This is a genomic window from Nocardioides sp. Z35_8 (genome assembly GCF_059621125.1).
The window spans coordinates 1,788,813-1,811,663 of record NZ_JCAQIE010000001.1; the positions used below are offsets into that span (position 1 = coordinate 1,788,813).

Genomic DNA, 22,851 nt, shown 5'->3' on the forward strand with positions numbered 1-22,851 from the left:
CGGGGATGACCGAGCAGACGCCCGCCAGTGGTCCCGTCACCGATGGCCCGGCGGACCCCGAGCACGACGCCACCGCCACCTACGCCCTCGACCGCTCCTACGTCGCCAGCCTGACCCGGCGCCTGGTCAGCACGACCGGCGAGACGGCCGCCGTGGTGTCCCCGATCGGCGGCACCCCCCTGGCGCACGTGCCCCGGTCGAGCCCGGCCGACGTGGCCGAGGCCTTCACCCGGGCGCGCCGGGCGCAGGTGTCCTGGGCGGCCACGTCCATCGACGAGCGGGCCGCGGCGCTGCTGCGGCTGCACGACCTGCTGCTCGACCGGCAGGAGGAGCTCATCGACCTCGTCGTGTGGGAGTCGGGCAAGGCCCGCAAGGACGCCTACCTCGAGGTCGCGCACCTCGCGCTGACCGCGCGCTACTACGCCCGCACCGCCCACCAGCACCTCGACACCCGGCGCGTGGGCGGCATGTTCCCGCTGCTGACCCGCGCCGAGGTCAACCGGGTGCCCAAGGGCGTCGTCGGCATCATCTCGCCGTGGAACTACCCCCTCACCATGGCGCTGTGCGACGGCATCCCGGCCCTGCTCGCCGGCAACGCCGTGGTGTCCAAGCCCGACGCGCAGACCGTGCTGACCGCCCTCCTCGCCGCCCAGCTGCTCGAGGAGGCCGGGTTCCCTCCGGAGACCTGGCAGGTCGTCGCCGGTCCCGGGGCGGAGGTCGGCGGCGCGATCGTCGCCCACGCCGACTACGTCTGCTTCACCGGCTCCACGGCCACCGGGCGGATCATCGCCCAGGGGTGCGCCGAGCGGCTCATCGGCTGCTCGCTCGAGCTCGGCGGCAAGAACCCGATGCTCGTGCTCCGTGACGCCGACGTGCACCGCGCCGCGGAGGGCGCCACCCGCGCGGTCTTCTCCAACGCCGGCCAGCTGTGCGTGTCGATGGAGCGGCTCTTCGTCGCCGACCAGGTCTACGACCGCTTCGTCGACGCGTTCGTCGGGCGCACCGAGGCGATGACCCTCGGCGCCAGCCAGGACTGGTCGGTCGACATCGGCTCGCTGATCTCCCAGGCCCAGCTCGACACCGTGACCGCCCACGTCGAGGACGCCGTCGCCAAGGGCGCCCGCGTGCTCACCGGCGGCCGGCACCGTCCCGACCTGGGCCCGTTCGTCTTCGAGCCCACCATCCTCGAGGGCGTCACGGCCGACATGACCTGCTTCGGCAAGGAGACCTTCGGCCCGGTCGTCTCGCTCTACCGCTTCCACGGCGAGGACGAGGCCGTGGAGCGCGCCAACGACGGCACCTACGGCCTCAACGCCTCGGTGTGGACCCGCGACGCCGCCCGCGGGCGGGCGATCGCGCGTCGCATCGCCTGCGGCACGGTCAACGTCAACGAGGCCTACGGCGCGACGTTCGGCTCGCTCGGGGCGCCGATGGGCGGCATGCGCGAGTCGGGCCTCGGGCGTCGCCAGGGCGCCGAGGGCATCCACCGCTACACAGAGGCGCAGTCGGTCGGGACCCAGCGGCTGGTGCCGATCGCGCCGGTGCTCGGCATGTCGGAGGAGACCAACGCCAAGGTGATGACGGTCGCGCTGCGCCTGCTCAACAAGCTCGGCCGCGCATGAGCACCGCCCCGGTCACCCACTACGACGTCGTCGTCGTCGGGTCCGGCTTCGGGGGGTCGGTGACGGCGCTGCGGCTGACCGAGAAGGGCTACCGGGTCGGTGTGCTGGAGGCGGGCGCCCGCTTCGCCGACGACGACTTCCCGGCCACGTCCTTCGACGCCAGGCGGTGGCTGTTCGCCCCCGCCGCGGGGATGTACGGCATCCAGCGCATCGACATGGTCAGGGACTGCCTGATCCTGGCCGGGGCCGGCGTGGGCGGCGGGTCGCTCGTCTACGCCAACACGCTCTACGAGCCGCTCGACGCGTTCTACACCGACCCGTCGTGGGCGCGGATCGCCGACTGGCGCAGCGAGCTCGCGCCCTACTACGACCAGGCCAAGCGGATGCTGGGCGTGGTGGACAACCCCCTCCACACGCCATCGGACGCGGTGATGAAGCAGGTCGCCGACGACATGGGCGTCGGCCACACCTTCCGCCGGACCCCGGTCGGGGTGTTCTTCGGCGGCCCCGACGCCGCGCCCGGCGAGGAGGTCGCCGACCCGTTCTTCGGCGGAGCCGGGCCGGCCCGCAACGCCTGCCTCAACTGCGGCGAGTGCATGACCGGGTGCCGCCACAACGCCAAGAACACCCTGGTCAAGAACTACCTCCACCTCGCCGAGCAGGCGGGCGCCGTCGTCCACCCGCTGACCACCGTGACGCGCGTACGCCCCCGCGACGGCGGCGGCTACGAGGTCACCGCGCGGTGGACCAAGGCCAAGCTGTCGCGACGCACCGCCACCCGCACCTTCACCGCCGACCAGGTGGTGTTCTCCGCGGCGTCGCTCGGCACCCAGAAGCTGCTGCACCGGCTCAAGGGCGAGGGGCACCTGCCCGGCATCAGCGACCGGCTCGGCATGCTGACGCGCACCAACTCCGAGGCGATCCTCGGCGCCGTGGCGAGCGACCGCTCCGTCGACTACACCCGCGGGGTGGCGATCACCTCGTCGTTCCACCCCGACGAGGTGACCCACATCGAGCCGGTGCGCTACGGCCGCGGCTCCAACGCGATGGCGCTGCTGCAGACCGTGCTGGCCGAGGACGTGCCGGGCACGCCGAGGGTGCGCACCTGGCTGCGTGAGCTGTGGACCCAACGCCGCCACGCCCGCCGGTTCTACGACTTCAAGCACTGGTCGGAGCGCGCGGTCATCGCGCTGGTGATGCAGTCGCTCGACAACTCGATCACCACCGTAGGCGTCCGCGGTCGGTGGGGGTGGCGGATGACCAGCAGGCAGGGCCACGGTGCTCCCAACCCCACCTACATCCCGGTGGGTCACGAGGCCGTGCGCCGCATCGCCGACCTCATCGGCGGCACGCCCGGCGGCACCATCGGCGAGCCGTTCGACCGCCCGATGACCGCCCACTTCATCGGCGGCTGCACCATCGGCGACACCCCCCAGAACGGGGTGGTCGACCCGTGGCAGCGGCTCTACGGCCACGAGGGCCTGCACGTCGTCGACGGGTCGGCCATCTCGGCCAACCTGGGCGTCAACCCGTCGCTGACGATCACCGCCCAGGCCGAGCGCGCGATGGCGTTCTGGCCCAACAAGGGCGAGGCCGACCCGCGGCCCGCCCTCGGCTCGGCCTACCGCCGGCTCGCCCCCGTCGAGCCGAAGAACCCGGTCGTCCCCGAGGCCGCCCCCGGCGCCCTGCGCCTGCCCATCGTGGGCGTCAGCTGACTGGTCCGTAACCCCGCACCGAGGGCGTCGTTGGGCGGGGTACGGAGTCCGGCTGCACGCTCCCTCCCTCCCAAGGGGTCGGGCTCCCGGATCTCGGCGCTGTCCGCAGTGGCTGGGACCAAAGCTCCAGGGCCCGATCACCCTCCCTCTTCGATCGGGCCCTGGAGCGACGCCTCGTCGGGGCCGTCGGAGTCCCCGCTCGAGTGGGGACTCCGACACCTGGAGGCCGTTGCAACCGCCTCCAGGTGTCGGACTGGGCCTCCAAGGTCCGTCCCAGGACGCCGCCCCGGGCCGCCCCGGGCCCACGGCGCGCCGATAGACTCCACGCGTGACGCAGCCTGGAGAGCACGACCTGGTCCTCGTCGTCGACTTCGGGGCGCAGTACGCCCAGCTCATCGCGCGGCGGGTGCGCGAGGCGCGGGTCTACTCCGAGATCGTGCCCCACACGATGCCGGTCGCCGAGATGCTGGCGCGCAAGCCCACGGCGATCATCCTGTCCGGCGGCCCGGCGAGCGTCTACTCCGACGGCGCCCCCGGCATCGACGACGACGTCTTCACGGCCGGCGTCCCGGTCTTCGGCATGTGCTACGGCTTCCAGCTGATGGCCAAGGGCCTGGGCGGCGAGGTCGCCCACACGGGCGCCCGCGAGTACGGACGTACGCCCGTCACGGTCAGCGAGCCCGGCACCCTCCTCGAGGGCATCCCCGCCGAGCACCGGGTCTGGATGTCGCACGGCGACTCCGTCGCCCAGGCGCCCGAGGGGTTCACCGTGCTGGCCTCGACCGCCGACACCCCGGTCGCCGCCTTCGAGGACGTCGGGCGCGGCCTCGCCGGCGTGCAGTGGCACCCCGAGGTGCTGCACTCCGAGCACGGCCAGAAGGTGCTCGAGCACTTCCTGCACCACATCGCCGGCGCCCGCCAGACCTGGACGATGCTCAACATCGCCGAGGAGCAGATCGAGCGGGTGCGTGAGCAGATCGGCGAGACCGGGGTGGCGATCTGCGGCCTGTCCGGCGGCGTCGACTCCGCCGTCGCGGCCGCGATCGTGCAGCGCGCGATCGGCGACCGGCTGCACTGCGTCTTCGTCGACCACGGCCTCCTCCGCGAGGGCGAGGCCGAGCAGGTCGAGCGTGACTTCGTCGCCGCCACCGGCGTCAACCTCCACGTCTACGACGCGCGCGAGACCTTCCTCGCCGCCCTCGCCGGGGTCACCGACCCGGAGGAGAAGCGCAAGATCATCGGCCGCGAGTTCATCCGCGCGTTCGAGGCCGCCGAGGTCGAGGTGCTGGGAGAGGCGGCCGAGTCCGGCGCCAAGGTCGGCTTCCTCGTGCAGGGCACCCTCTACCCCGACGTCGTCGAGTCGGGCGGTGGCGCCGGCACCTCCAACATCAAGTCGCACCACAACGTCGGCGGGCTGCCCGAGGACCTCGAGTTCGAGCTCGTCGAGCCGCTGCGCACCCTCTTCAAGGACGAGGTGCGCCTCGTCGGCGAGCAGCTCGGCCTGCCGGCCGAGATGGTCTGGCGCCAGCCCTTCCCGGGCCCCGGCCTCGGCATCCGCATCATCGGCGAGGTGACCGCCGAGCGCCTCGACATCCTGCGTCGCGCCGACGCCATCGCGCGCCAGGAGCTGACCCGCGCCGGGATGGACCGCGACATCTGGCAGATGCCGGTGGTCCTGCTCGCCGACGTCCGCTCGGTCGGCGTCCAGGGCGACGGCCGCACCTACGGCCACCCCGTGGTGATCCGCCCGGTCACCTCCGAGGACGCGATGACGGCCGACTGGGCGCGCCTGCCCTACGAGGTGATGGAGCGCATCTCCACCCGCATCACCAACGAGGTCGCCGAGATCAACCGGGTCACCCTCGACATCACGTCCAAGCCGCCGGGCACCATCGAGTGGGAGTGAGCCCCGCGCCTCCCGCACGACGGTGACCGTGGAGGTTCCGGGTCACATGGCGGCTCGGATCCTCCCTCGTCAGCGCGACTCCTCGAGGCAGGTCTCGTGCGACACGTTGCGCGGGCAGCCGCGGAGGTCGGAGCCGACGACGACGCCGGCGAGGAGCGTCGCGAGCACGGCGACTCCGAGGGCGTACGCCGCCAGCCGGCCGCTGCGGCGCACGAGCGCGTAGCCGGCGAGCGGCAGGGCGGCGACCACCCCGGTCGCGAGCAGCAGCAGCCGGGTCAGGTCGGGGTCGGTGGAGCGGCCGAACCCTCCCCCGGAGCAGCCCGACACCCCGCAGACCGTGAATCCGGCGGCGAACGCCGGAACGGCGGCGAGCCCCACGCCGAGCACGACGAGCGCCGCGATGACGGGCGCCGAGACGTGCTGGGAGACGGGCCGGGGGACGGGTGGGGAGACGGGCTGGCGGTCCACCCCGCCACCTTGTCAGAGGTCCAGGGGCCGCGGCATGGGCCGCGCGCTGCACCGCCAGGACCTTCCACGGGGTGGTCGCGCGAGGCGTGGCGGGAGGTCTAGGTTGCTGAGGGCCCCACTGGATCACCGCCGACTCTCGGGAGGCACCACGTGTCCGACACCCTGATCGACGCCAACTGGCTCGACTACCTGCTGGTCGCGATCTACTTCGGCTTCGTCCTCGGCATCGGTGTGATGGCACGGCGCTCGGTGTCGGACTCGATCGACTTCTTCCTGTCGGGACGCTCGCTGCCGGCGTGGGTGACGGGCCTGGCGTTCATCTCGGCCAACCTCGGCGCCGTCGAGATCATGGGCATGTCGGCCAACGGCGCGGAGCTCGGCCTGCCGACGTTCCACTACTTCTGGGTCGGCGCCGTCCCGGCGATGCTCTTCCTCGGCGTCGTGATGATGCCGTTCTACTACGGCTCCAAGGTCCGCTCGGTGCCGGAGTTCATGTTCCGCCGGTTCGGGACCGGCGCCCACCTGGTCAACGCGATCAGCTTCGCGGTGGCCCAGCTGCTGATCGCGGGCGTCAACCTCGCGCTCCTGGCCGGCATCGTGCGCGCCCTGCTCGGCTGGCCGATCTGGGTCTCGCTGATCGTGGCCGGCGCGGTCGTGCTGTCCTACATCACCCTGGGCGGGCTGAGCGCGGCGATCTACAACGAGGTGCTCCAGTTCTTCGTGATCGTCGCCTCGCTGACCCCGCTCACGCTCATCGGCCTGCACCGGGTCGGCGGCTGGGACGGCCTCACCGAGAAGATCACCGCCGCCGCGGCGGGGGCGTCGTCGGCGTCCGAGGCGCCACCTGCGTCGGAGCAGCTCAACGCCTGGCCGGGCCAGGCGCTCTCCGGCTTCGACTCCCCGCTCCTGTCGGTCATCGGCATCGTGTTCGGGCTGGGCTTCGTGCTGTCCTTCGGCTACTGGACGACCAACTTCGTCGAGGTGCAGCGCGCGATGGCCTCCGACTCCATCTCGGCGGCCCGCAAGACCCCGATCATCGGCGCCTTCCCCAAGATGTTCGTGCCGTTCATCGTCATCGTGCCGGGCATGGTCTCGGCCGTCCTGGTCGCGGAGATGATCGAGCTCAAGGACGGCGGCAGTCCCGCGGGCGGGGCGTCGGGCGAGGGGGTGGCCTACAACGACGCGCTCCTGCTCCTGATGCGCGACGTCCTCCCCAACGGCCTGCTGGGCCTGGCGATCGCCGGCCTGCTCGCGGCGTTCATGGCCGGCATGGCGGCCAACATCTCGGCGTTCAACACCGTCTTCTCCTACGACCTGTGGCAGCGCTACATCCGCAAGGACCACAGCGACGACTACTACCTGCGGATCGGCCGGCTGGCCACCGTCGGCGCGACGGTCATCGCGATCTTCACCGCCCAGATCGCGCTCGGCTACGACAACGTCATGAACTACCTCCAGACGCTGTTCGGGTTCTTCAACGCCCCGCTCTTCGCGACGTTCATCCTCGGCATGTTCTGGAAGCGGATGACCCCGACCGCCGGCTGGGTGGGCCTGGTGGCCGGAACGCTGTCGGCCATCGCGGTCGACCGCACCGCGGCGGCCGGGGTCTTCGAGCTGTCGGGCCAGGGCGTGGCGTTCCTCGCCGCGTCGGTCGCCTTCGTCGTCGACATCGTGCTCAGCATCGTGGTGTCGCTGGTGACCAGGCCCAAGCCGGCCGAGGAGCTCCGGGGGCTGGTCTACTCCGAGACGCCTCGCGAGGACCGCACCGACCCGCTCGAGGCGTCGTACCCGTGGTACCGCCGCACCGCACCGCTCGCCGGCATCGCGCTCGCGATGGTCATCGTCCTCAACTTCGTCTTCTGAGAGGGAGCGCCATGTCCACCACGACGTCCGAGACCGACGGCAAGCCCAAGAAGAAGGCCGGCCTCTTCGACATCCGCAACATCATCGGCGCCCTGCTGGCGCTGTACGGCGTGATCCTCGCGCTCGCCGGACTGCTCGGCGAGCACGAGCCGGAGAAGACCGGCGGGATCAACGCCAACCTCTGGACGGGCCTCGCCCTGCTGGCGGTGGGACTGGGCTTCCTGGCGTGGGCGCGTCTGCGGCCCATCGTCGTGCCGGCCGACGTCGACCGGCCGGACGACGATCCGACCCGCCCGGCGCCACAGCGGAAGCGCCCCCCAGCGCACTGACGCGGGTCTAGGGTCGGCGCATGGAGAGCCTGGCGCCCGGACTCGACCGCCTCGTGGGAGGGCTCACGAGCGAGCTCGACGCGCGGCTCGCGGACGCCGACGCCGCGCTGGCGAGGCACTACCCGGGCGAGCGCGCGGGACGCCAGCCGGTGCACACCGTCTACGTGCCGGCCGACCGCTTCCACGCCGGTCTGGTCGCCGAGCACGGCGCCGCGTCGCTGCGCGCGGTCGACGCCCACGAGGACCGGTTGCTGGCCCTCGTCGACGGCGACGCCGACCTGGTGGCGCGGGTGCGCGACAAGCTCGCCCGCGAGCCCGTCGAGGACCTCCGGATCGACCTCGAGGACGGCTACGGCACCCGCCCCGACGCCGAGGAGGACGCCGACGTCCGCCGCGCGGCCGACGAGCTGCGCGCGGCGCTCGACACGGGCTCCGCCGCGCCGTTCTCCGGCATCAGGTTCAAGGGCTTCGAGGCCCCCACCCGCAGCCGCGGGGTGCGCACGCTCGCGCTGTTCGTGTCCCGCCTCGTCGAGGACGGCCCGCTGCCCGACACGTTCGTCGTCACGCTCCCCAAGGTGACCGCGGTCGAGCAGGTGGAGGCGCTCGTGCACGCTGCCGGCCGGCTCGAGTCGGGCCTCGGCCTGGCCGACGGGGCGCTGCGCTTCGAGATCCAGGTGGAGACGCCGCAGTCGATCCTGGGGCCCGACGGTGGCGCGCTGGTGGCGCGGATGGTGCACGCCTCGGCGGGGCGCTGCACCGGGCTGCACTACGGCACCTACGACTACTCCGCGGCGTGCGGCATCGCGGCGGCCCACCAGAGCCTGGAGCACCCGGTGGCCGACCACGCCAAGGCGGTGATGCAGGCCGCGGCGGCCGGCACCGGCGTACGCCTCTCCGACGGCTCCACCAACGTGCTGCCGGTCGGTGGGCCGGACGAGGTCGCCGCCGCCTGGGCCACCCACCTGCGGCTCGTGCGCCGCTCGCTGGCGCGCGGCTACTACCAGGGGTGGGACCTCCACCCGGCCCAGCTGCCGACGCGGTTCGCGGCGACGTTCGGGTTCTACCGCGACGGCCTGGCCGCCGCGGCGAGCAGGCTGCGCAGCTACGTCGAGCGCCGCGACTCCGGGGTCCTGGACGAGCCGGCCACCGCCCGCGCCCTCGCCGACTTCCTGCTGCGCGGAGTCGACTGCGGCGCGCTGTCGGCCGAGGAGGTGGGCGCGGGCACCGGCCTGGCCGCCGACCGGCTCGCGGGGCTGGCGCACCGTGCCGTGGAGGGCCGCGCGTGACGGCGACGACGAGATCACAGGGAGCAGGAGCCGGAATGGGAATCGTGCTGGGACCGAACCGCTACGGCAAGGCCGAGTCGCGGGTGGTGCGGATCGTGCGCGACACGCCGCGCCACGAGATCCGCGACCTCACCGTGTCGACGTCGCTCCACGGTGACTTCGCGGCCGCGCACACCGACGGCGACCAGTCGCAGGTGCTGCCGACCGACACGCAGAAGAACACCGCGTTCGCCCTCGCCAAGCGCCACGGCGTGTCGTCGCCCGAGGACTACGCGATCGCGCTCGGCGCCCGACTGCTCGAGGCCACCCCGGCCGCGGAGGGGGCGGTCGTGCAGGTCGAGGAGCACGCCTGGGACCGGATCCCCGTCGACGGTCACGGCCACGACCACGCGTTCGTGCGGCGCGGCGGCGAGGTGCGCACCGTCGTGGTCGAGCAGTCGCCGGCCGGCCCGACGGTGACGTCCGGGCTGAAGGACCTGGTGGTGCTCAAGTCGACCGGCTCGGAGTTCAAGGGCTTCCTCCGCGACGACTACACGACGCTGCCCGACGCCGACGACCGGATCCTCGCCACGGCCCTGCGTGCCCAGTGGCGCTACCGCGACGGCGCGCAGGTCGACTGGAACGCGGCCCACGACGCGGTGCGTGCGCTGCTGCTGTCGACCTTCGCGACGACCTACAGCCGCGCGCTGCAGGAGACCCTCTACGCCATGGGACGCGCCGTGCTCGAGGCCCACGAGGAGATCGCCGCGATCGCGTTCGCGGCGCCCAACAAGCACCACTTCCTCGTCGACCTCGAGCCCTTCGGGCTCGACAACCCGGGCGAGGTCTTCCACGCGGCCGACCGCCCCTACGGGCTCATCGAGGCCACGGTCGTGCGGGAGGGGGCGTGAGGGACCTCGACGCGTTCAACGCCGCGGGGCGGGAGGACGCCCGGGCGGTGCTGCTCACCTGCCTCGACGCCCCGGGCTGGGTCGACCGCGTGCTGGCCGGGCGGCCCTACGCCGACCTCGGCGAGGTGGAGGCGGCGCTGCTCGCCGCGTCGGCGACGATCGACGACGCCGACCTCGTCGCCGCACTCGCCCGCCACCCGCGGATCGGCGAGCGCGCCGACGCCGACCGGCACGACGCGGAGCACTCCGCCCGCGAGCAGTCGGGCGTCGACCACGCCGACGCCGACCTCGCCCGCCGCCTGGAGGAGGGCAACCGCGCCTACGAGCAGCGGTTCGGCCGGGTCTTCATCGTGCGCGCGGCCGGCCGCAGCGGGCCCGAGATCCTGGAGCACCTGCGGCAGCGCCTCGACAACAGCGACGAGCTCGAGCGCGCCGCGACCGTCGACCAGCTGACCCAGATCGCGGTCCTGCGCCTGCGGGAGCAGCTGGCAGGGACGGTGGCGTGATGGCGTCGTTGAGCACCCACGTCCTCGACACCTCCGCCGGCCGCCCGGCCTCGGGCGTCCGCGTCACGCTGGAGACGGTCGACGGCACGGTCCTCGCGTCGGCCGTGACCGACGCCGACGGACGCGTCGGGGAGCTGGCCAGCGACGTGCCCCGGGGCGAGGCCCGGATCCGCTTCGCCACCGGCGCCTGGTTCGCTGCGGCGGGCGTCGAGGCGTTCTACCCCGAGGTCGCGGTGACCTTCGCCGTCGGCGCCGACGAGCACTACCACGTCCCGCTCCTGCTCAACCCCTACGGCTACTCCACCTACCGTGGCAGCTGAGCTGTTGGTGCGCGCCCGGCGAGCGGTGGTCGGGCGCGTCGAGCGGTCGGCCTCCGTACGCGTCCGCGACGGGGTCATCGTCGGCGTCGCGGCCCTCGACGCCGACGCCGCGGGCGCCACCGAGGTCGTGCTTGACGCGGACGAGGTGCTGCTGCCCGGTCTGGTGGACACCCACGTCCACGTCAACGAGCCGGGCCGCACCGAGTGGGAGGGCTTCGCCAGCGCCACCCGCGCGGCGGCGGCCGGGGGAGTCACCACCATCGTCGACATGCCGCTCAACAGCGTCCCGCCGACCACGACCCTCGCGGCCCTGGAGGCCAAGCGAGCGGTCGCGACCGGGCAGGCGTGGGTGGACGTCGGCTTCTGGGGCGGTGCGGTGCCGGGCAACGTCGCCGACCTGGCCCCGATGCACGAGGCCGGGGTGTTCGGCTTCAAGTGCTTCCTGCTCGACTCGGGGGTCGAGGAGTTCGGCCACCTCTCGCCCGCCGAGCTGGCGGCCGCGATGGGCGAGTCCGCGCGCCTCGGCTCGCTGCTGGTGGTCCACGCCGAGGACGCCGACGAGGTGGGCGAGTGCGCGCACGGCACCACCTACCGCGGCTTCCTGGAGAGCCGGCCCGACGCGGCGGAGGAGCGCGCGGTCGCGCTCGTCGTCGAGACCGCGCGCCGCACCGGTGCCCGCGCGCACGTCGTGCACCTCAGCGCCTCGGGCGCCGTGCCGGCCCTGCGGGCCGCCCGCACCGCCGGGGTCGACGTGTCGGTGGAGACCTGCCCCCACTACCTGCACTTCGACGCCGCCTCGGTCGCCGACGGCGCCACCGAGCTCAAGTGCTGCCCGCCGATCCGGGGCGCGGCCAACCGCGACGCGCTCTGGCGGGCCCTGGTCGACGGCGACATCGACCTGGTGGTCACCGACCACTCGCCGTGCACCGCCGACCTCAAGGCCCGCGACACCGGCGACTTCGCCGCGGCCTGGGGCGGGATCGCCTCCCTCCAGCTCGGCCTGCCGGTCGTCTGGACGGGTGCCCGGGAGCGCGGCGTCCCCCTCGCCGACGTGGTCGGCTGGATGGCCACCGCGCCCGCCCGCCGGGTCGGGCTGGCCGCCAAGGGTGAGATCGCCGTGGGGGCCGACGCCGACCTGTGCGTCTTCGCGCCCGACGAGACGTGGGTCGTCGACCCGGCGGCGCTGCACCACAAGAACCCGGTCACGCCCTACGCCGGGCGTACGCTCACCGGCACGGTGCGGGCGACCTGGCTGCGCGGACGCCCGGTCGACCCGGCCGCCCCGCCGCGCGGACGACTGCTGAGGAGAGGGGAGCGGCGATGAGCTACTGGGTGCCGAGGGGCGGGCTGCCGGCGCAGGCCGAGCTGACCACCGGGCAGTCGGGCCGGGCGGTCTTCACCGAGGCCTACGCCGTGCTGCCGCGCGGCACGATGAGCGACATCGTCACCAGCCGGCTGCCCCACTGGGACGACACCCGGCTGTGGGTGCTGGCCCGGCCGCTGTCCGGCTTCGCGGAGACGTTCTCGTGGTACGTCGTCGAGGTGGCGCCGGGCGGGGGCACCGAGCGCCCCGACGACGACCCCGACGCCGAGTCGGTGCTGCTCGTCGTCGACGGCGAGGCGCTGCTGACGATCGACGGCGCGAGCCACCCCCTGGGCGCCGGCAGCTACGCGTTCCTGCCGCCCGGTGCGCGCTGGACGCTGCGCAACGGCGGCGAGGCGACCGCGACCTTCCACTGGATCCGCAAGGCCTACGAGCGCGTCGACGGCGTCGAGGTGCCCGAGGCGTTCGTCGTCCACGAGGACGACGTCACCGCCGAGCCGATGCCCGACACCGACGGGGCGTGGGCCACCCAGCGCTTCGTCGACCCCCTCGACGTGCGCCACGACATGCACGTCAACATCGTCGGCTTCGAGCCGGGCGGCGCGATCCCGTTCCCGGAGACCCACGTCATGGAGCACGGCCTCTACGTCCTGGAGGGCAAGGCGGTCTACCTGCTCAACCAGGACTGGGTCGAGGTGCAGGAGGGCGACTTCATGTGGTTGCGCGCGTTCTGCCCGCAGGCCTGCTACGCCGGCGGCCCGGGACGGTTCCGCTACCTGCTCTACAAGGACGTCAACCGGCACCCGCGGCTTCGTCCGTCCTCTCCCGCGACGTGACCCAGGTCACGTAGCATGGCGGGCGGCAGGTCGTCGTTCGGCATGGACAACCGGCGGCCCGTGACTCCCGAACCATGCGACCGCACTGCGCCACGCACCACGGGGAGGAACGTGCCCGAGCCGCACATCACCGTCAACGGGCGCCCGCGCCCGCTCACCGGCACGCCCGCCCACACCAACGCGCTCGACTTCCTGCGCGGCTGCGGGCTGACCGGCGCCAAGGAGGGCTGCGCGGAGGGCGAGTGCGGCGCCTGCGCCGTCCTGGTCGCCCGGCCCGACGGGCCACGCAGCCGGTGGACGCCGGTCAACGCCTGCCTGGTCCCCGCGCTCGCGCTCGACGGCCAGGAGGTGCTCACCGCCGAGGGCCTGGGCCGACCCGACGACCTGCACCCGGTCCAGTCCGAGCTGGCGGTGCGCGGCGGCTCGCAGTGCGGCTACTGCACCCCGGGGTTCGCCTGCTCGATGGCCGCGGAGTACTACCGGCCCGACCGGGAGGACGGTCCCGGCGGGTTCGACCTGCACGCCATCGCGGGCAACCTCTGCCGCTGCACCGGCTACCGCCCGATCCGCGACGCGGCCCTCGCGCTCGGCAGCCCCGAGCCGGGGGACCCCCTCGCGCAGCGGCAGGCCGCCCCGGCGCCCGGGCCGGTGCCGACCCGCGTCGCCGGGTTCACCCGTCCCGCCGACCTCGCCGACGCGCTCGCGCTGCTGGCGGAGCACCCCGACGCCACGGTGGTCGCCGGGTCCACCGACTGGGGGGTGGAGGTCAACCTGCGCGGACGCCGGGTCGCCCACCTCGTCGCGATCGACCGGCTGCCCGAGCTGCGCGGGATCACCGCCGGCGGACCGGTCGAGATCGGCGCCGCGCTCACGCTCAACGAGGTCGCGGCCGCGCTCGGCGACACCGTCCCGCTGCTGGCCGAGCTGTGGCCGCAGTTCGCCTCGCCGCTCATCCGCAACGGCGCCACCATCGGCGGCAACCTCGCGACCGCGTCCCCGATCGGCGACCTGGCCCCCGCCCTGCTCGCTCTCGACGCGAGCCTCGTGCTCGCGTCCGCCGCCGGCGAGCGGGAGGTGGCGCTGGCGGAGTTCTTCACCGGCTACCGCGAGAGCGTGCTGCGCCCCGGCGAGCTGATCCGGTGCGTCCGGGTGCCGACGCCGCTCGCGTCGCACACCACGTTCCGCAAGGTCGCCAAGCGCCGCGTCGACGACATCTCCAGCGTCGCGGTCGCGATCGCGCTCGAGGTCGTCGACGGCACCGTCGCGCGGGCGCGCGTCGGCCTGGGCGGGGTGGCCGCCACCCCGGTGCGGGCGCGCGCCACCGAGGCCGCCCTGGCGGGCCGGCCGTGGTCGGCCGAGACCGTCGAGGCCGCGGCCGTCGTGCTGGCCGGGGAGGGCACGCCCATCGACGACCAGCGGGCGAGCGCCGCCTATCGCGCGGCGATGCTCGGCAACGCGCTGCGAGCCTGGTGGGCGGAGGGGTGGGGGGAGCGGTGAGCGAGCTGTCCCGGCGCCCCGACGACGCGGTCGTCGGGCTGTCGCTGCCCCACGAGAGCGCCGCGCTGCACGTCACCGGCCACGCGCTCTACACCGACGACCTGGTGCACCGTACGCCCCACGTCCTGCACGCCCACCCGGTCTGCTCGCCGCACCCGCACGCCCGGGTCGTCCGCCTCGATCCCGCGCCGGCGCTGGAGGTGGCGGGCGTGGTGCGGGTGCTGACGGCCGCCGACGTGCCCGGCACCAACGACGCCGGCGTCAAGCACGACGAGCCGTTGTTCCCCGAGATCGCGATGTTCGTGGGGCACGCGGTGTGCTGGGTGCTGGGGGAGACGATCGAGGCCGCCCGCCTCGGCGCGGCGGCCGTGGAGGTCGGCTACGAGCCGCTCCCCGCGGTCGTGGCGCTCACCGAGGCGATCGAGGCCGGGAGTTTCCAGGGCGGCCGGCCGGTCGTCGCGCGCGGCGACGTCGAGCAAGGGCTCGCGGGGGCGGCCCACGTCTTCAGCGGCGTGACCGAGATGAGCGGCCAGGAGCACTTCTACCTCGAGACCCACGCCTCGCTCGCGCTCGTCGACGAGGGCGGGCAGGTCTTCGTGCAGTGCAGCACCCAGCACCCGAGCGAGACGCAGGAGATCGTGGCCCACGTGCTGGGCCTCGACAGCCACCACGTCACCGTCCAGTGCCTGAGGATGGGCGGCGGCTTCGGCGGCAAGGAGATGCAGCCGCACGGCTTCGCCGCGGTGGCGGCGCTCGGGGCCGTCCTCACGGGCCGCCCGGTGCGGCTGCGGCTGAGCCGCACCCACGACATGACGATGACCGGCAAGCGCCACGGCTTCCACGCGCAGTGGCGGGTCGGCTTCGACGGCGAGGACCGGCTCGCCGCGCTCGAGGCGACGCTGACCTCCGACGGCGGCTGGAGCCTCGACCTCAGCGAGCCCGTGCTGGCCCGCGCGCTGTGCCACGTCGACAACGCCTACTGGATCCCCGACGTGCGTCTGCACGGCCGGGTGGCGCGCACCCACAAGACCTCCCAGACCGCCTTCCGCGGCTTCGGCGGACCGCAGGGGATGCTGGTGATCGAGGACATCCTCGGTCGCTGCGCGCCCCTCCTCGGGATCGACCCGGCCGAGCTGCGCCGCCGCAACTTCTACGTCGAGGGCCAGTCCACGCCCTACGGCCAGCCGGTGCGCCACCCCGAGCGGCTCGCCGCCGCCTGGGACCAGGTGATCGCCTCCGGTGACGTCGTACGCCGACGCGCCGAGGTCGAGGCGTTCAACGCCGCCCACCCCCACCGCAAGCGCGGACTGGCGATCACGCCGGTCAAGTTCGGCATCTCGTTCAACTTCACCGCCTTCAACCAGGCGGGGGCGCTGGTGCACGTCTACAAGGACGGGTCCGTGCTGATCAACCACGGCGGCACCGAGATGGGCCAGGGCCTGCACACCAAGATGCTGCAGGTCGCGGCCACCGCACTCGGCGTGCCCCTCGCCCGGGTGCGGGTCGCGCCCACCCGCACCGACAAGGTGCCCAACACGTCTGCGACCGCGGCGAGCTCGAGCACCGACCTCAACGGCGGGGCGGTGAAGCACGCGTGCGAGCAGATCCTGGCCCGCCTGCGCGAGGTCGACGCGGGGCGGGGACTGCCCTGGGCGGAGGTCGTCCGCGAGGCCTACGCCAGCCGGGTGCAGCTCTGGGCGGCCGGCTTCTACCGCACCGAGGGCATCCACTGGGACTCCACGCTGATGCAGGGCCACCCGTTCAAGTACTTCTCCTACGGCGTCGCGGCGGCCGAGGTCGAGGTCGACGGGTTCACCGGCGCCCACCGCACGCGACGCGTCGACATCGTGCACGACGTCGGCGACAGCCTGTCCCCGCTCGTCGACCTCGGCCAGGTGGAGGGTGGCTTCGCGCAGGGCGTGGGCTGGCTGACGCTCGAGGACCTGCGCTGGGACGAGTCGCACGGGCCGGCCCGCGGCCGGTTGACGACGCAGTCGGCCAGCACCTACAAGCTGCCGAGCCTCGGCGAGCTGCCCGACGAGCTCCACGTCGCGCTCCTCGAGCAGGCCGCCGAGACGGGCGTGGTCTACGGCTCGAAGGCGGTCGGCGAGCCGCCGGTCATGCTGGCCTTCGCGGTGCGCGAGGCGCTGCGGGCGGCCGCCGCCGCGTTCGGCCCGGAGGGCACGAGCGTCGAGCTCGCCTCGCCGGCCACCCCCGAGGCGGTGTTCTGGGCGGTGGAGCGCGCGCGGGCCGCGGCTCCCGGCCGGGTCGTCGAGGGCCTGCCCGGCGTCGAGCCCGACCGGCCCGACCCGGCGGCGCCCCCGCTGCGCCCACGCTCCGAGCGGGCCGCCCACGCGGCAGGGGAGGCCTGACGTGCACTGGCTGGCAGCGGTCGGACGGCTCCGCGACGAGCGGCGGGCCGGCGTGCTCGTGACGGTGGCCGGCGTGCGTGGCCACGCCCCCCGCGACCCGGGCGCCAAGATGGTGGTCTCCGCCGACGGCGCGTGGGGCAGCGTCGGAGGCGGCAACCTCGAGGAGACCGCGCTGGCCCGGGCCCGGGCGATGCTGGCCGCGGGCGCCGCCGATCCCGAGCAGCTCGTCCTCGGGCTCACCGACAAGGCACGCACCGACCACGGCCGCCAGTGCTGCGGCGGCGAGGTCACCCTGCTGCTCGAGCCGCTGCCCGTGGTGGGGTCGGTGGCGGTCGTCGGCGTCGGGCACGTCGGCCTCCAGCTGGCCCGCGTCCTGGCCGCCCACGACCTCGACCTCCACCTCGTCGACTCGCGTGCCGCCCAGCTGTCCGAGGAGCGCCTGGCGCTGCCGGGAGACGGTGAGGCGCGGGTGCGGGTGCACCACGCGCCCGTCCCCGAGCTGGTGCTCGGCACGCTCCCGCTCGGCACCCACGTGCTGGTGATGACCCACGACCACGCCGAGGACTTCGCGCTCTGCGACGAGGCCCTGAGGTGCGCCCACCTCGGCTCGATCGGGCTGATCGGCTCGGCCGCCAAGTGGGCGCGCTTCCGCGCGGGCCTGGCGCGGGAGGGACACGACGAGGCGGCACTGGCGCGCATCCGCTGCCCGATCGGCCTGCCGGCAGCGGTGTCCAAGGCGCCCGCCGCGATCGCCGTCTCGGTCGCGGCGGAGCTGCTCGACCTCCTCGCCGCCGACCGAGCCCGGACCCGCGCATGAGCCCTGGCCAGCCGGCCGCCGAGGTCGTCTACCGCGCCCGCGCCTTCGACGCTCCCGACGACCCGTTCACCGTGTCCGGGCCTGCGTTCCGCTACGACGACGACCTCGGCCTGGCCGTCTCGGGCGACGGGGTCATCGTCGACCGCGGCCGGTTCGCCGAGGTCGCCGCGGCCCGTCCGGGTGCGCCGGTGATCGACCTGCGCGCCGGGATCCTGCTGCCCGGCCTCGTCGACACGCACGTCCACTTCCCGCAGGTGCGGGTGATCGGCGCCCTCGGCATGCCGCTGCTGGAGTGGCTGGAGCGGTGCGCCCTGCCGGAGGAGGTGCGCCTCGCCTCGACCGCCTACGCCGCCACGGTCGCCGAGGAGATGGTCGCCGGCCTGATCGCCGCCGGGACGACGACGTCGCTGGTCTTCGGCTCGCACTTCGCCCCGGCGGTCGACGCCCTCTTCGCGGAGGCCGAGCGCTACGGGCTGCGGGTGACGAGCGGGCTGGTGGTCAGCGACCGGATCCTGCCCGAGCCGCTGCTCACCACCCCCGAGCGGGCCCGCGACGACGCCCTCCGGCTGGCGGCGGACTGGCACGCGCGTGGCCGGCTGCGCTACGCCGTGACGCCGCGGTTCGCCCTGTCCGCCTCCGACGCGATCCTGGCGGCGTGCGCCGACGTGCTCGCCGCCGTCGACGGCGCGTTCTTCACCTCCCACGTCAACGAGAACAACGACGAGATCGCCACCGTGGCCGGTCAGTTCCCCCACCGCGCCGACTACGTCGACACCTACGACCACCACGGGCTGCTCGGCGGGCTCGCCGTGCTGGCGCACGACGTGCACCCCACCGACGCCGAGCTCGCCGTGCTGGCCGCCCGGCGCACGGCGGTCGCCTACTGCCCGACGAGCAACTCCGCCCTCGGCTCGGGGATGTTCTCGCTGCGACGCCACGTCGCGGCGGGGGTGCGCGTCGCCCTCGGCAGCGACGTCGGCGCGGGCACCGGCTTCTCGATCTTCAAGGAGGGCCTGCAGGCCTACTTCCTGCAGCACCTCCTCGGTGCCGACGGGCTGCAGCTGACCGCCGGACACCTGCTGCACCTGAGCACGGCGGCGGGCGCCGCGGCGCTCGGGCTCGGCGACGTCACCGGCGACCTCGGCCCCGGCAAGCAGTTCGACGCGATCTGCCTGCGCCCGCGGGTCGGCACCGCGCTCGACATCGGGCTGCGCCACGCCGGGTCGCCGGAGGAGGCCCTCGGCAAGATCTTCGCGCTGGCCCACGACGCCGACGTCGCCGACGTGTGGGTCGGCGGCGACCAGGTCGCCAGCGGCGGGTTCGTCCGCCCGGTCAGTCGCCCCGCGCCAGCAGCACGTCGTACGCCTGCAGGGTGAGGAAGTCGGGGAAGTCGTCGCCGAGCGCGCAGTCGACGAACAGCCGCCGGGCGTCGTCGTCGACCGCACCGCCGAGGGTCTCGAACTCCTCGGCGACCAGCCGCTCGACGAGCTCGCGGGTGATCGCCTCGCCGGAGTCGAGGGTGGCGTCGTTGTGGACCCACTGCCACACCTGCGAGCGCGAGATCTCGGCCGTCGCCGCGTCCTCCATGAGGTGGTCGATGCCGGCGGCGCCGTTGCCGGAGAGCCAGGCGTGGAGGTACTGCATGCCGATCCGGACGTTGCCGCGCAGCCCCGCCTCCGTGCGCTCGCCGGGTGTCGCGGCCACCGCGAGGAGGTCGCCGGCCCGCACGGAGACGTCCTCGCGGAGCACGTCGAGCTGGTTGTCGCGCCCGTCGAGGACCGCGTCGAAGACCTCCGCGCACACCGGCACCAGGTCGGGGTGCGCCACCCACGACCCGTCGAAGCCGGCCCGCGCCTCGCGGGTCTTGTCCTCGCGCACCTTGGCGTAGGCGCGCGCGTTGACCTCGGGGTCGCGGCGGCTCGGGATGAACGCCGCCATCCCGCCGATGGCGAAGGCGCCGCGCCGGTGGCAGGTGCGGACGAGCAGGTCGCTGTAGGCGGTCATCATCGGCGCCGTCATGGTCACCGCGTTGCGGTCGGGCAGGGTGAAGTCGGGGCCTGCGTCGCGGAAGTTCTTGATGATGCTGAAGAGGTAGTCCCAACGGCCCGCGTTGAGCCCGGCCGCGTGGTCGCGCAGCCCGTGGAGGATCTCGTCCATCTCGAACGCCGCGGTGATCGTCTCGATGAGGACGGTCGCGCGCACCGAGCCGTGCGGCACCCCGAGCTCGGCCTGGGCGTGGGTGAAGACGTCGTTCCACAGCCGGGCCTCGAGGTGGGACTCCAGCTTGGGCAGGTAGTAGTAGGGACCGCTCCCCGCCGCGAGCAGCTCGCGGGCGTTGTGGAAGAAGTGCAGGCCGAAGTCGACCAGCGCGGCGACGACCGGGCGGCCGGCGGCGGTGAGGTGGGCCTCGTCGAAGTGCCACCCGCGCGGGCGGGGGAGGGCCACCGGCGCGCTCGCGGGGTCGGCGACGGCGTACTGCCGGCCCTCCGGCGACGTGTACGACAGGCGCCCCCGGACGGCGTCGTGCAGCGTCAGCTGTCCGCCGACGACGTTGCGCCAGTGGGGGGTGTTGGCGTCCTCGAGGTCGGCCAGCCACACCCGCGCTCCGGAGTTGAGGGCGTTGATCGCCATCTTGGGGTCGGTGGGACCGGTGATCTCGACGCGGCGGTCCCGCAGGTCGTGGGGCACCGGGGCGACCCGCCAGTCCGACGCGCGCACCTCGGCGGTCTCGGCGAGGAAGTCGAGTCGGCCGGTGCGGGCGATCTCCTCGCGTCGGGTGCGGCGCGCGGCGAGCAGCTCGTCGCGGCGCTCGTGGAAGCGGGCGTCGAGGCCGGCCACGAAGTCCAGCGCCTCGGGCGTGAGGACCTCCTGCGACCTCGGCACGGACGGGGCGGACACCTCGAGGCCGGTCATGGCCGCCACGCTAGCCGTCGCCGAGCCCGGGTGGTCCAGTCCGGCGGACGCTCGCCCCGCGGGGTTTGGTAACGAACGGGCAACACCGACCCCAGCCGTCTGGACGTGACCTCCGTCACTCCATATGTTGCGTGGCACAACATATGCATGGACGTCCGGCGCTCCCGCGGGTCGACGTGCGAGATCGCTAGGAGGCGGTTCGTGTGAAGCGGAAGCACAGTTTGGTCCTCATCCCCCTGCTCGGCGCCGCCATGGCGCTGACCGCCTGCGGCAACGACGACAGCAGCTCGGGCAACGACACCAGCGACGACAGCAGCAGCGAGAGCAGCAGCGCCGCGGCGACCGGCAAGGTCGGCGTGATCCTGCCCGACACCGAGTCCTCGGTGCGGTGGGAGAGCGCGGACCGTCCCGCGCTCGAGGCCGCCTTCGAGGAGGCCGGCGTCGACTACGACATCCAGAACGCCGAGAACGACGCGGAGCGGATGACCCAGATCGCCGACACCATGATCGGCAACGGCGTGACGGTGCTCGCGATCGTCAACCTCGACTCCGAGTCCGGGGCGGCCATCCAGGAGAAGGCCAAGTCCCAGGGCGTCGCCACCATCGACTACGACCGCCTCACGCTCGGCGGCTCGGCGGAGTACTACGTGTCCTTCGACAACACCGTCGTCGGCGAGCTGCAGGGCCAGGGCCTCGCGGACTGCCTCGGTGACAAGAAGGCCAACATCGTCTACCTCAACGGCTCGCCCACTGACAACAACGCCACCCTCTTCGCCGAGGGCGCGCACAGCGTGCTGGACGAGATGAGCAACTACACGGTGGTCGGCGAACAGGCCGTGCCGGAGTGGGACAACGAGGAGGCCGCCACGATCTTCCAGCAGCTCTACACCGCCGCGGACGGCAAGGTCGACGGCGTGCTCGCGGCCAACGACGGGCTGGGTGGCGCCGCCATCAGCATCCTCGAGGGCAACGGCCAGGCCGGCAAGGTGCCGGTGACCGGTCAGGACGCCACGGTCGAGGGCCTGCAGAACATCCTCGCCGGCACCCAGTGCATGACGGTCTACAAGTCCGCCACGCAGGAGGCGCAGGCGCTGGCCGACGTCGCCATCGCGCTCGCCAACGGCGAGGAGGCAGACACCACGGGCACCACGGTCGACTCCTCCGACGACAGCGAGGTCCCCTCGATCCTGCTCGATCCGCAGGCCATCACCAAGGACAACATCACTGACGTGATCGACGACGGCGGCCAGAAGGCGGCGGACATCTGCACGGGCAAGTTCGCCGACCTGTGCGCCGAGGCCGGCATCTCCTGACCCGGCTGGCGTCGACGGTGTCCGAGCCGCAGCCGGCTCGGGCACCGTCGCGTCCCCGCAGACAACAAACCTCGTCCCGATCGGAGTAGGTCAATGCCGGAACCGCTGCTGGAGCTGCGCGGGGTCAACAAGAGCTTCGGCGTGGCGCACGTGCTGCACGACGTCGACTTCGCCGTCCGCCCCGGACAGGTCACCGCCCTGGTCGGCGACAACGGCGCGGGCAAGTCGACCCTCGTCAAGATCATCGCGGGCATCTACGGCCGCGACAGCGGCAGCTACCTCTTCGAGGGCCGCGAGGTCGACGTGCACGGCCCCCGCGACGTGGCCGCACTCGGCGTCGAGGTCGTCTACCAGGACCTCGCGCTGTGCGACAACCTCGACATCGTCCAGAACATGTTCCTGGGCCGCGAGGAGGTCAAGGGCATCGGCCTCGACGAGGTGACGATGGAGTCGCGCGCCCGCGAGACCCTGTCGTCGCTCTCGGTGCGCACCGTGAAGTCGGTGCGCCAGAGCGTGGCGAGCCTGTCGGGTGGTCAACGCCAGACGGTGGCGATCGCCAAGGCCGTGCTGTGGAACTCCAAGATCGTGCTGCTCGACGAGCCGACCGCGGCGCTGGGCGTGGCGCAGACCCGCCAGGTGCTCGACCTGGTGCGGCGCCTCGCCGACCGGGGCCTCGGCGTGGTGCTGATCTCGCACAACCTGGGCGACGTCTTCGAGGTCGCCGACCGGATCACCGCGCTCTACCTCGGCCGGGTGGCCGCCGACGTCTCGGTGAAGGACGTGACCCACAGCCAGGTGGTCGAGCTGATCACCGCCGGACGCTCCGGGAGCCTCGGCATCTCCGAGAACCCCGCGACCGCGACCGTCTGAGAAG

Annotated in this window: 19 protein-coding genes; 17 read left to right on the forward strand and 2 right to left on the reverse strand. The window is 73.6% G+C overall.

Annotated elements, in window-relative coordinates; all coding sequences use genetic code 11:
- Window positions 1–5 precede the first annotated feature (5 nt).
- The 3 genes from AC54T2_RS08630 to guaA all read left to right on the forward strand — a co-directional run bounded on the left by AC54T2_RS08630 (window position 6) and on the right by guaA (window position 5,243).
- Window positions 6–1,622 (forward strand): succinic semialdehyde dehydrogenase, encoded by a 1,617-nt coding sequence (locus AC54T2_RS08630; protein ID WP_186342378.1) that lies wholly within the window; start codon window positions 6–8, stop codon window positions 1,620–1,622.
- On the forward strand, window positions 1,619–3,337 hold the full coding sequence (locus AC54T2_RS08635; protein ID WP_496665969.1) for a GMC oxidoreductase: 1,719 nt from the start codon (window positions 1,619–1,621) through the stop codon (window positions 3,335–3,337). The genes AC54T2_RS08630 and AC54T2_RS08635 overlap by 4 nt, the downstream gene beginning before the upstream one ends.
- A 328-nt stretch (window positions 3,338–3,665) precedes the next feature.
- Window positions 3,666–5,243: a glutamine-hydrolyzing GMP synthase gene (gene guaA, locus AC54T2_RS08640; protein ID WP_489975861.1), complete on the forward strand. Its 1,578-nt coding sequence runs from the start codon at window positions 3,666–3,668 to the stop codon at window positions 5,241–5,243.
- Between the two features lie 69 nt (window positions 5,244–5,312).
- Here guaA and AC54T2_RS08645 read toward each other — a convergent pair whose 3' ends face one another.
- Complete coding sequence (locus AC54T2_RS08645) at window positions 5,313–5,711, reverse strand: hypothetical protein (RefSeq protein WP_186342375.1); 399 nt, start codon at window positions 5,709–5,711, stop codon at window positions 5,313–5,315.
- Window positions 5,712–5,861: 150 nt separating this feature from the next.
- On the opposite strand from AC54T2_RS08645, the gene AC54T2_RS08650 reads away from it, so the two are divergent.
- The 12 genes from AC54T2_RS08650 to AC54T2_RS08705 all read left to right on the forward strand — a co-directional run bounded on the left by AC54T2_RS08650 (window position 5,862) and on the right by AC54T2_RS08705 (window position 19,127).
- Window positions 5,862–7,574 carry a sodium:solute symporter family protein gene (locus tag AC54T2_RS08650; protein ID WP_186342374.1) on the forward strand — a complete coding sequence of 571 codons (1,713 nt, stop codon included), beginning with the start codon at window positions 5,862–5,864 and terminating at the stop codon, window positions 7,572–7,574.
- An 11-nt stretch (window positions 7,575–7,585) separates the two neighbouring features.
- Complete coding sequence (locus tag AC54T2_RS08655; RefSeq protein ID WP_186342373.1) at window positions 7,586–7,903, forward strand: hypothetical protein; 318 nt, start codon at window positions 7,586–7,588, stop codon at window positions 7,901–7,903.
- Window positions 7,904–7,923: 20 nt separating this feature from the next.
- Window positions 7,924–9,189: a DUF6986 family protein gene (locus tag AC54T2_RS08660; RefSeq protein ID WP_186342372.1), complete on the forward strand. Its 1,266-nt coding sequence runs from the start codon at window positions 7,924–7,926 to the stop codon at window positions 9,187–9,189.
- Window positions 9,190–9,224: 35 nt separating this feature from the next.
- Window positions 9,225–10,079, forward strand: coding sequence for a factor-independent urate hydroxylase (pucL, locus tag AC54T2_RS08665; RefSeq protein ID WP_186342371.1), 855 nt, complete (start codon window positions 9,225–9,227; stop codon window positions 10,077–10,079).
- The gene (uraD, locus tag AC54T2_RS08670) at window positions 10,076–10,585 is read left to right on the forward strand and encodes a 2-oxo-4-hydroxy-4-carboxy-5-ureidoimidazoline decarboxylase (RefSeq protein ID WP_186342370.1); all 510 of its coding nucleotides are present in this window, start codon (window positions 10,076–10,078) and stop codon (window positions 10,583–10,585) included. The genes pucL and uraD overlap by 4 nt, the downstream gene beginning before the upstream one ends.
- Complete coding sequence (gene uraH, locus AC54T2_RS08675; RefSeq protein WP_496665970.1) at window positions 10,585–10,905, forward strand: hydroxyisourate hydrolase; 321 nt, start codon at window positions 10,585–10,587, stop codon at window positions 10,903–10,905. Before uraD ends, uraH begins: the two co-directional genes overlap by 1 nt.
- On the forward strand, window positions 10,895–12,229 hold the full coding sequence (allB, locus tag AC54T2_RS08680; protein ID WP_186342368.1) for an allantoinase AllB: 1,335 nt from the start codon (window positions 10,895–10,897) through the stop codon (window positions 12,227–12,229). Before uraH ends, allB begins: the two co-directional genes overlap by 11 nt.
- Window positions 12,226–13,065 carry a bifunctional allantoicase/(S)-ureidoglycine aminohydrolase gene (locus tag AC54T2_RS08685; protein WP_186342367.1) on the forward strand — a complete coding sequence of 280 codons (840 nt, stop codon included), beginning with the start codon at window positions 12,226–12,228 and terminating at the stop codon, window positions 13,063–13,065. The genes allB and AC54T2_RS08685 overlap by 4 nt, the downstream gene beginning before the upstream one ends.
- Before the next feature lie 111 nt (window positions 13,066–13,176).
- Window positions 13,177–14,562 (forward strand): xanthine dehydrogenase small subunit, encoded by a 1,386-nt coding sequence (locus tag AC54T2_RS08690; protein ID WP_496665971.1) that lies wholly within the window; start codon window positions 13,177–13,179, stop codon window positions 14,560–14,562.
- Window positions 14,559–16,934: a xanthine dehydrogenase molybdopterin binding subunit gene (xdhB, locus tag AC54T2_RS08695; protein WP_186342366.1), complete on the forward strand. Its 2,376-nt coding sequence runs from the start codon at window positions 14,559–14,561 to the stop codon at window positions 16,932–16,934. The genes AC54T2_RS08690 and xdhB overlap by 4 nt, the downstream gene beginning before the upstream one ends.
- Window position 16,935: 1 nt before the next feature.
- The gene (xdhC, locus tag AC54T2_RS08700; protein ID WP_186342365.1) at window positions 16,936–17,751 is read left to right on the forward strand and encodes a xanthine dehydrogenase accessory protein XdhC; all 816 of its coding nucleotides are present in this window, start codon (window positions 16,936–16,938) and stop codon (window positions 17,749–17,751) included.
- Entirely contained in the window at window positions 17,748–19,127 is a 1,380-nt protein-coding gene (locus AC54T2_RS08705) for a guanine deaminase (RefSeq protein WP_186342364.1), read from the forward strand. Before xdhC ends, AC54T2_RS08705 begins: the two co-directional genes overlap by 4 nt.
- Here AC54T2_RS08705 and aceB read toward each other — a convergent pair.
- Window positions 19,084–20,664: a malate synthase A gene (aceB, locus tag AC54T2_RS08710; RefSeq protein WP_186342363.1), complete on the reverse strand. Its 1,581-nt coding sequence runs from the start codon at window positions 20,662–20,664 to the stop codon at window positions 19,084–19,086. The genes AC54T2_RS08705 and aceB overlap by 44 nt on opposite strands.
- Window positions 20,665–20,867: 203 nt before the next feature.
- Here aceB and AC54T2_RS08715 point away from each other — a divergent pair, with 203 nt between their 5' ends.
- Together AC54T2_RS08715 and AC54T2_RS08720 are read left to right on the forward strand one after the other, a co-directional pair.
- On the forward strand, window positions 20,868–21,977 hold the full coding sequence (locus AC54T2_RS08715) for a sugar ABC transporter substrate-binding protein (RefSeq protein WP_186342362.1): 1,110 nt from the start codon (window positions 20,868–20,870) through the stop codon (window positions 21,975–21,977).
- A 93-nt stretch (window positions 21,978–22,070) separates the two neighbouring features.
- Window positions 22,071–22,847 carry an ATP-binding cassette domain-containing protein gene (locus AC54T2_RS08720; protein ID WP_186342361.1) on the forward strand — a complete coding sequence of 259 codons (777 nt, stop codon included), beginning with the start codon at window positions 22,071–22,073 and terminating at the stop codon, window positions 22,845–22,847.
- Window positions 22,848–22,851 lie beyond the last annotated feature (4 nt).

Coding starts and splice junctions, on each gene's coding strand:
- AC54T2_RS08630 (WP_186342378.1), top strand. CDS start 6: ATGACCGAGCAGACGCCCGCCAGTGGTCCCGTCACCGATGGCCCGGCG.
- AC54T2_RS08635 (WP_496665969.1), top strand. CDS start 1,619: ATGAGCACCGCCCCGGTCACCCACTACGACGTCGTCGTCGTCGGGTCC.
- AC54T2_RS08655 (WP_186342373.1), top strand. CDS start 7,586: ATGTCCACCACGACGTCCGAGACCGACGGCAAGCCCAAGAAGAAGGCC.
- AC54T2_RS08660 (WP_186342372.1), top strand. CDS start 7,924: ATGGAGAGCCTGGCGCCCGGACTCGACCGCCTCGTGGGAGGGCTCACG.
- pucL (WP_186342371.1), top strand. CDS start 9,225: ATGGGAATCGTGCTGGGACCGAACCGCTACGGCAAGGCCGAGTCGCGG.
- uraH (WP_496665970.1), top strand. CDS start 10,585: ATGGCGTCGTTGAGCACCCACGTCCTCGACACCTCCGCCGGCCGCCCG.
- AC54T2_RS08685 (WP_186342367.1), top strand. CDS start 12,226: ATGAGCTACTGGGTGCCGAGGGGCGGGCTGCCGGCGCAGGCCGAGCTG.
- AC54T2_RS08705 (WP_186342364.1), top strand. CDS start 17,748: ATGAGCCCTGGCCAGCCGGCCGCCGAGGTCGTCTACCGCGCCCGCGCC.
- aceB (WP_186342363.1), bottom strand. CDS start 20,664: ATGACCGGCCTCGAGGTGTCCGCCCCGTCCGTGCCGAGGTCGCAGGAG.
- AC54T2_RS08720 (WP_186342361.1), top strand. CDS start 22,071: ATGCCGGAACCGCTGCTGGAGCTGCGCGGGGTCAACAAGAGCTTCGGC.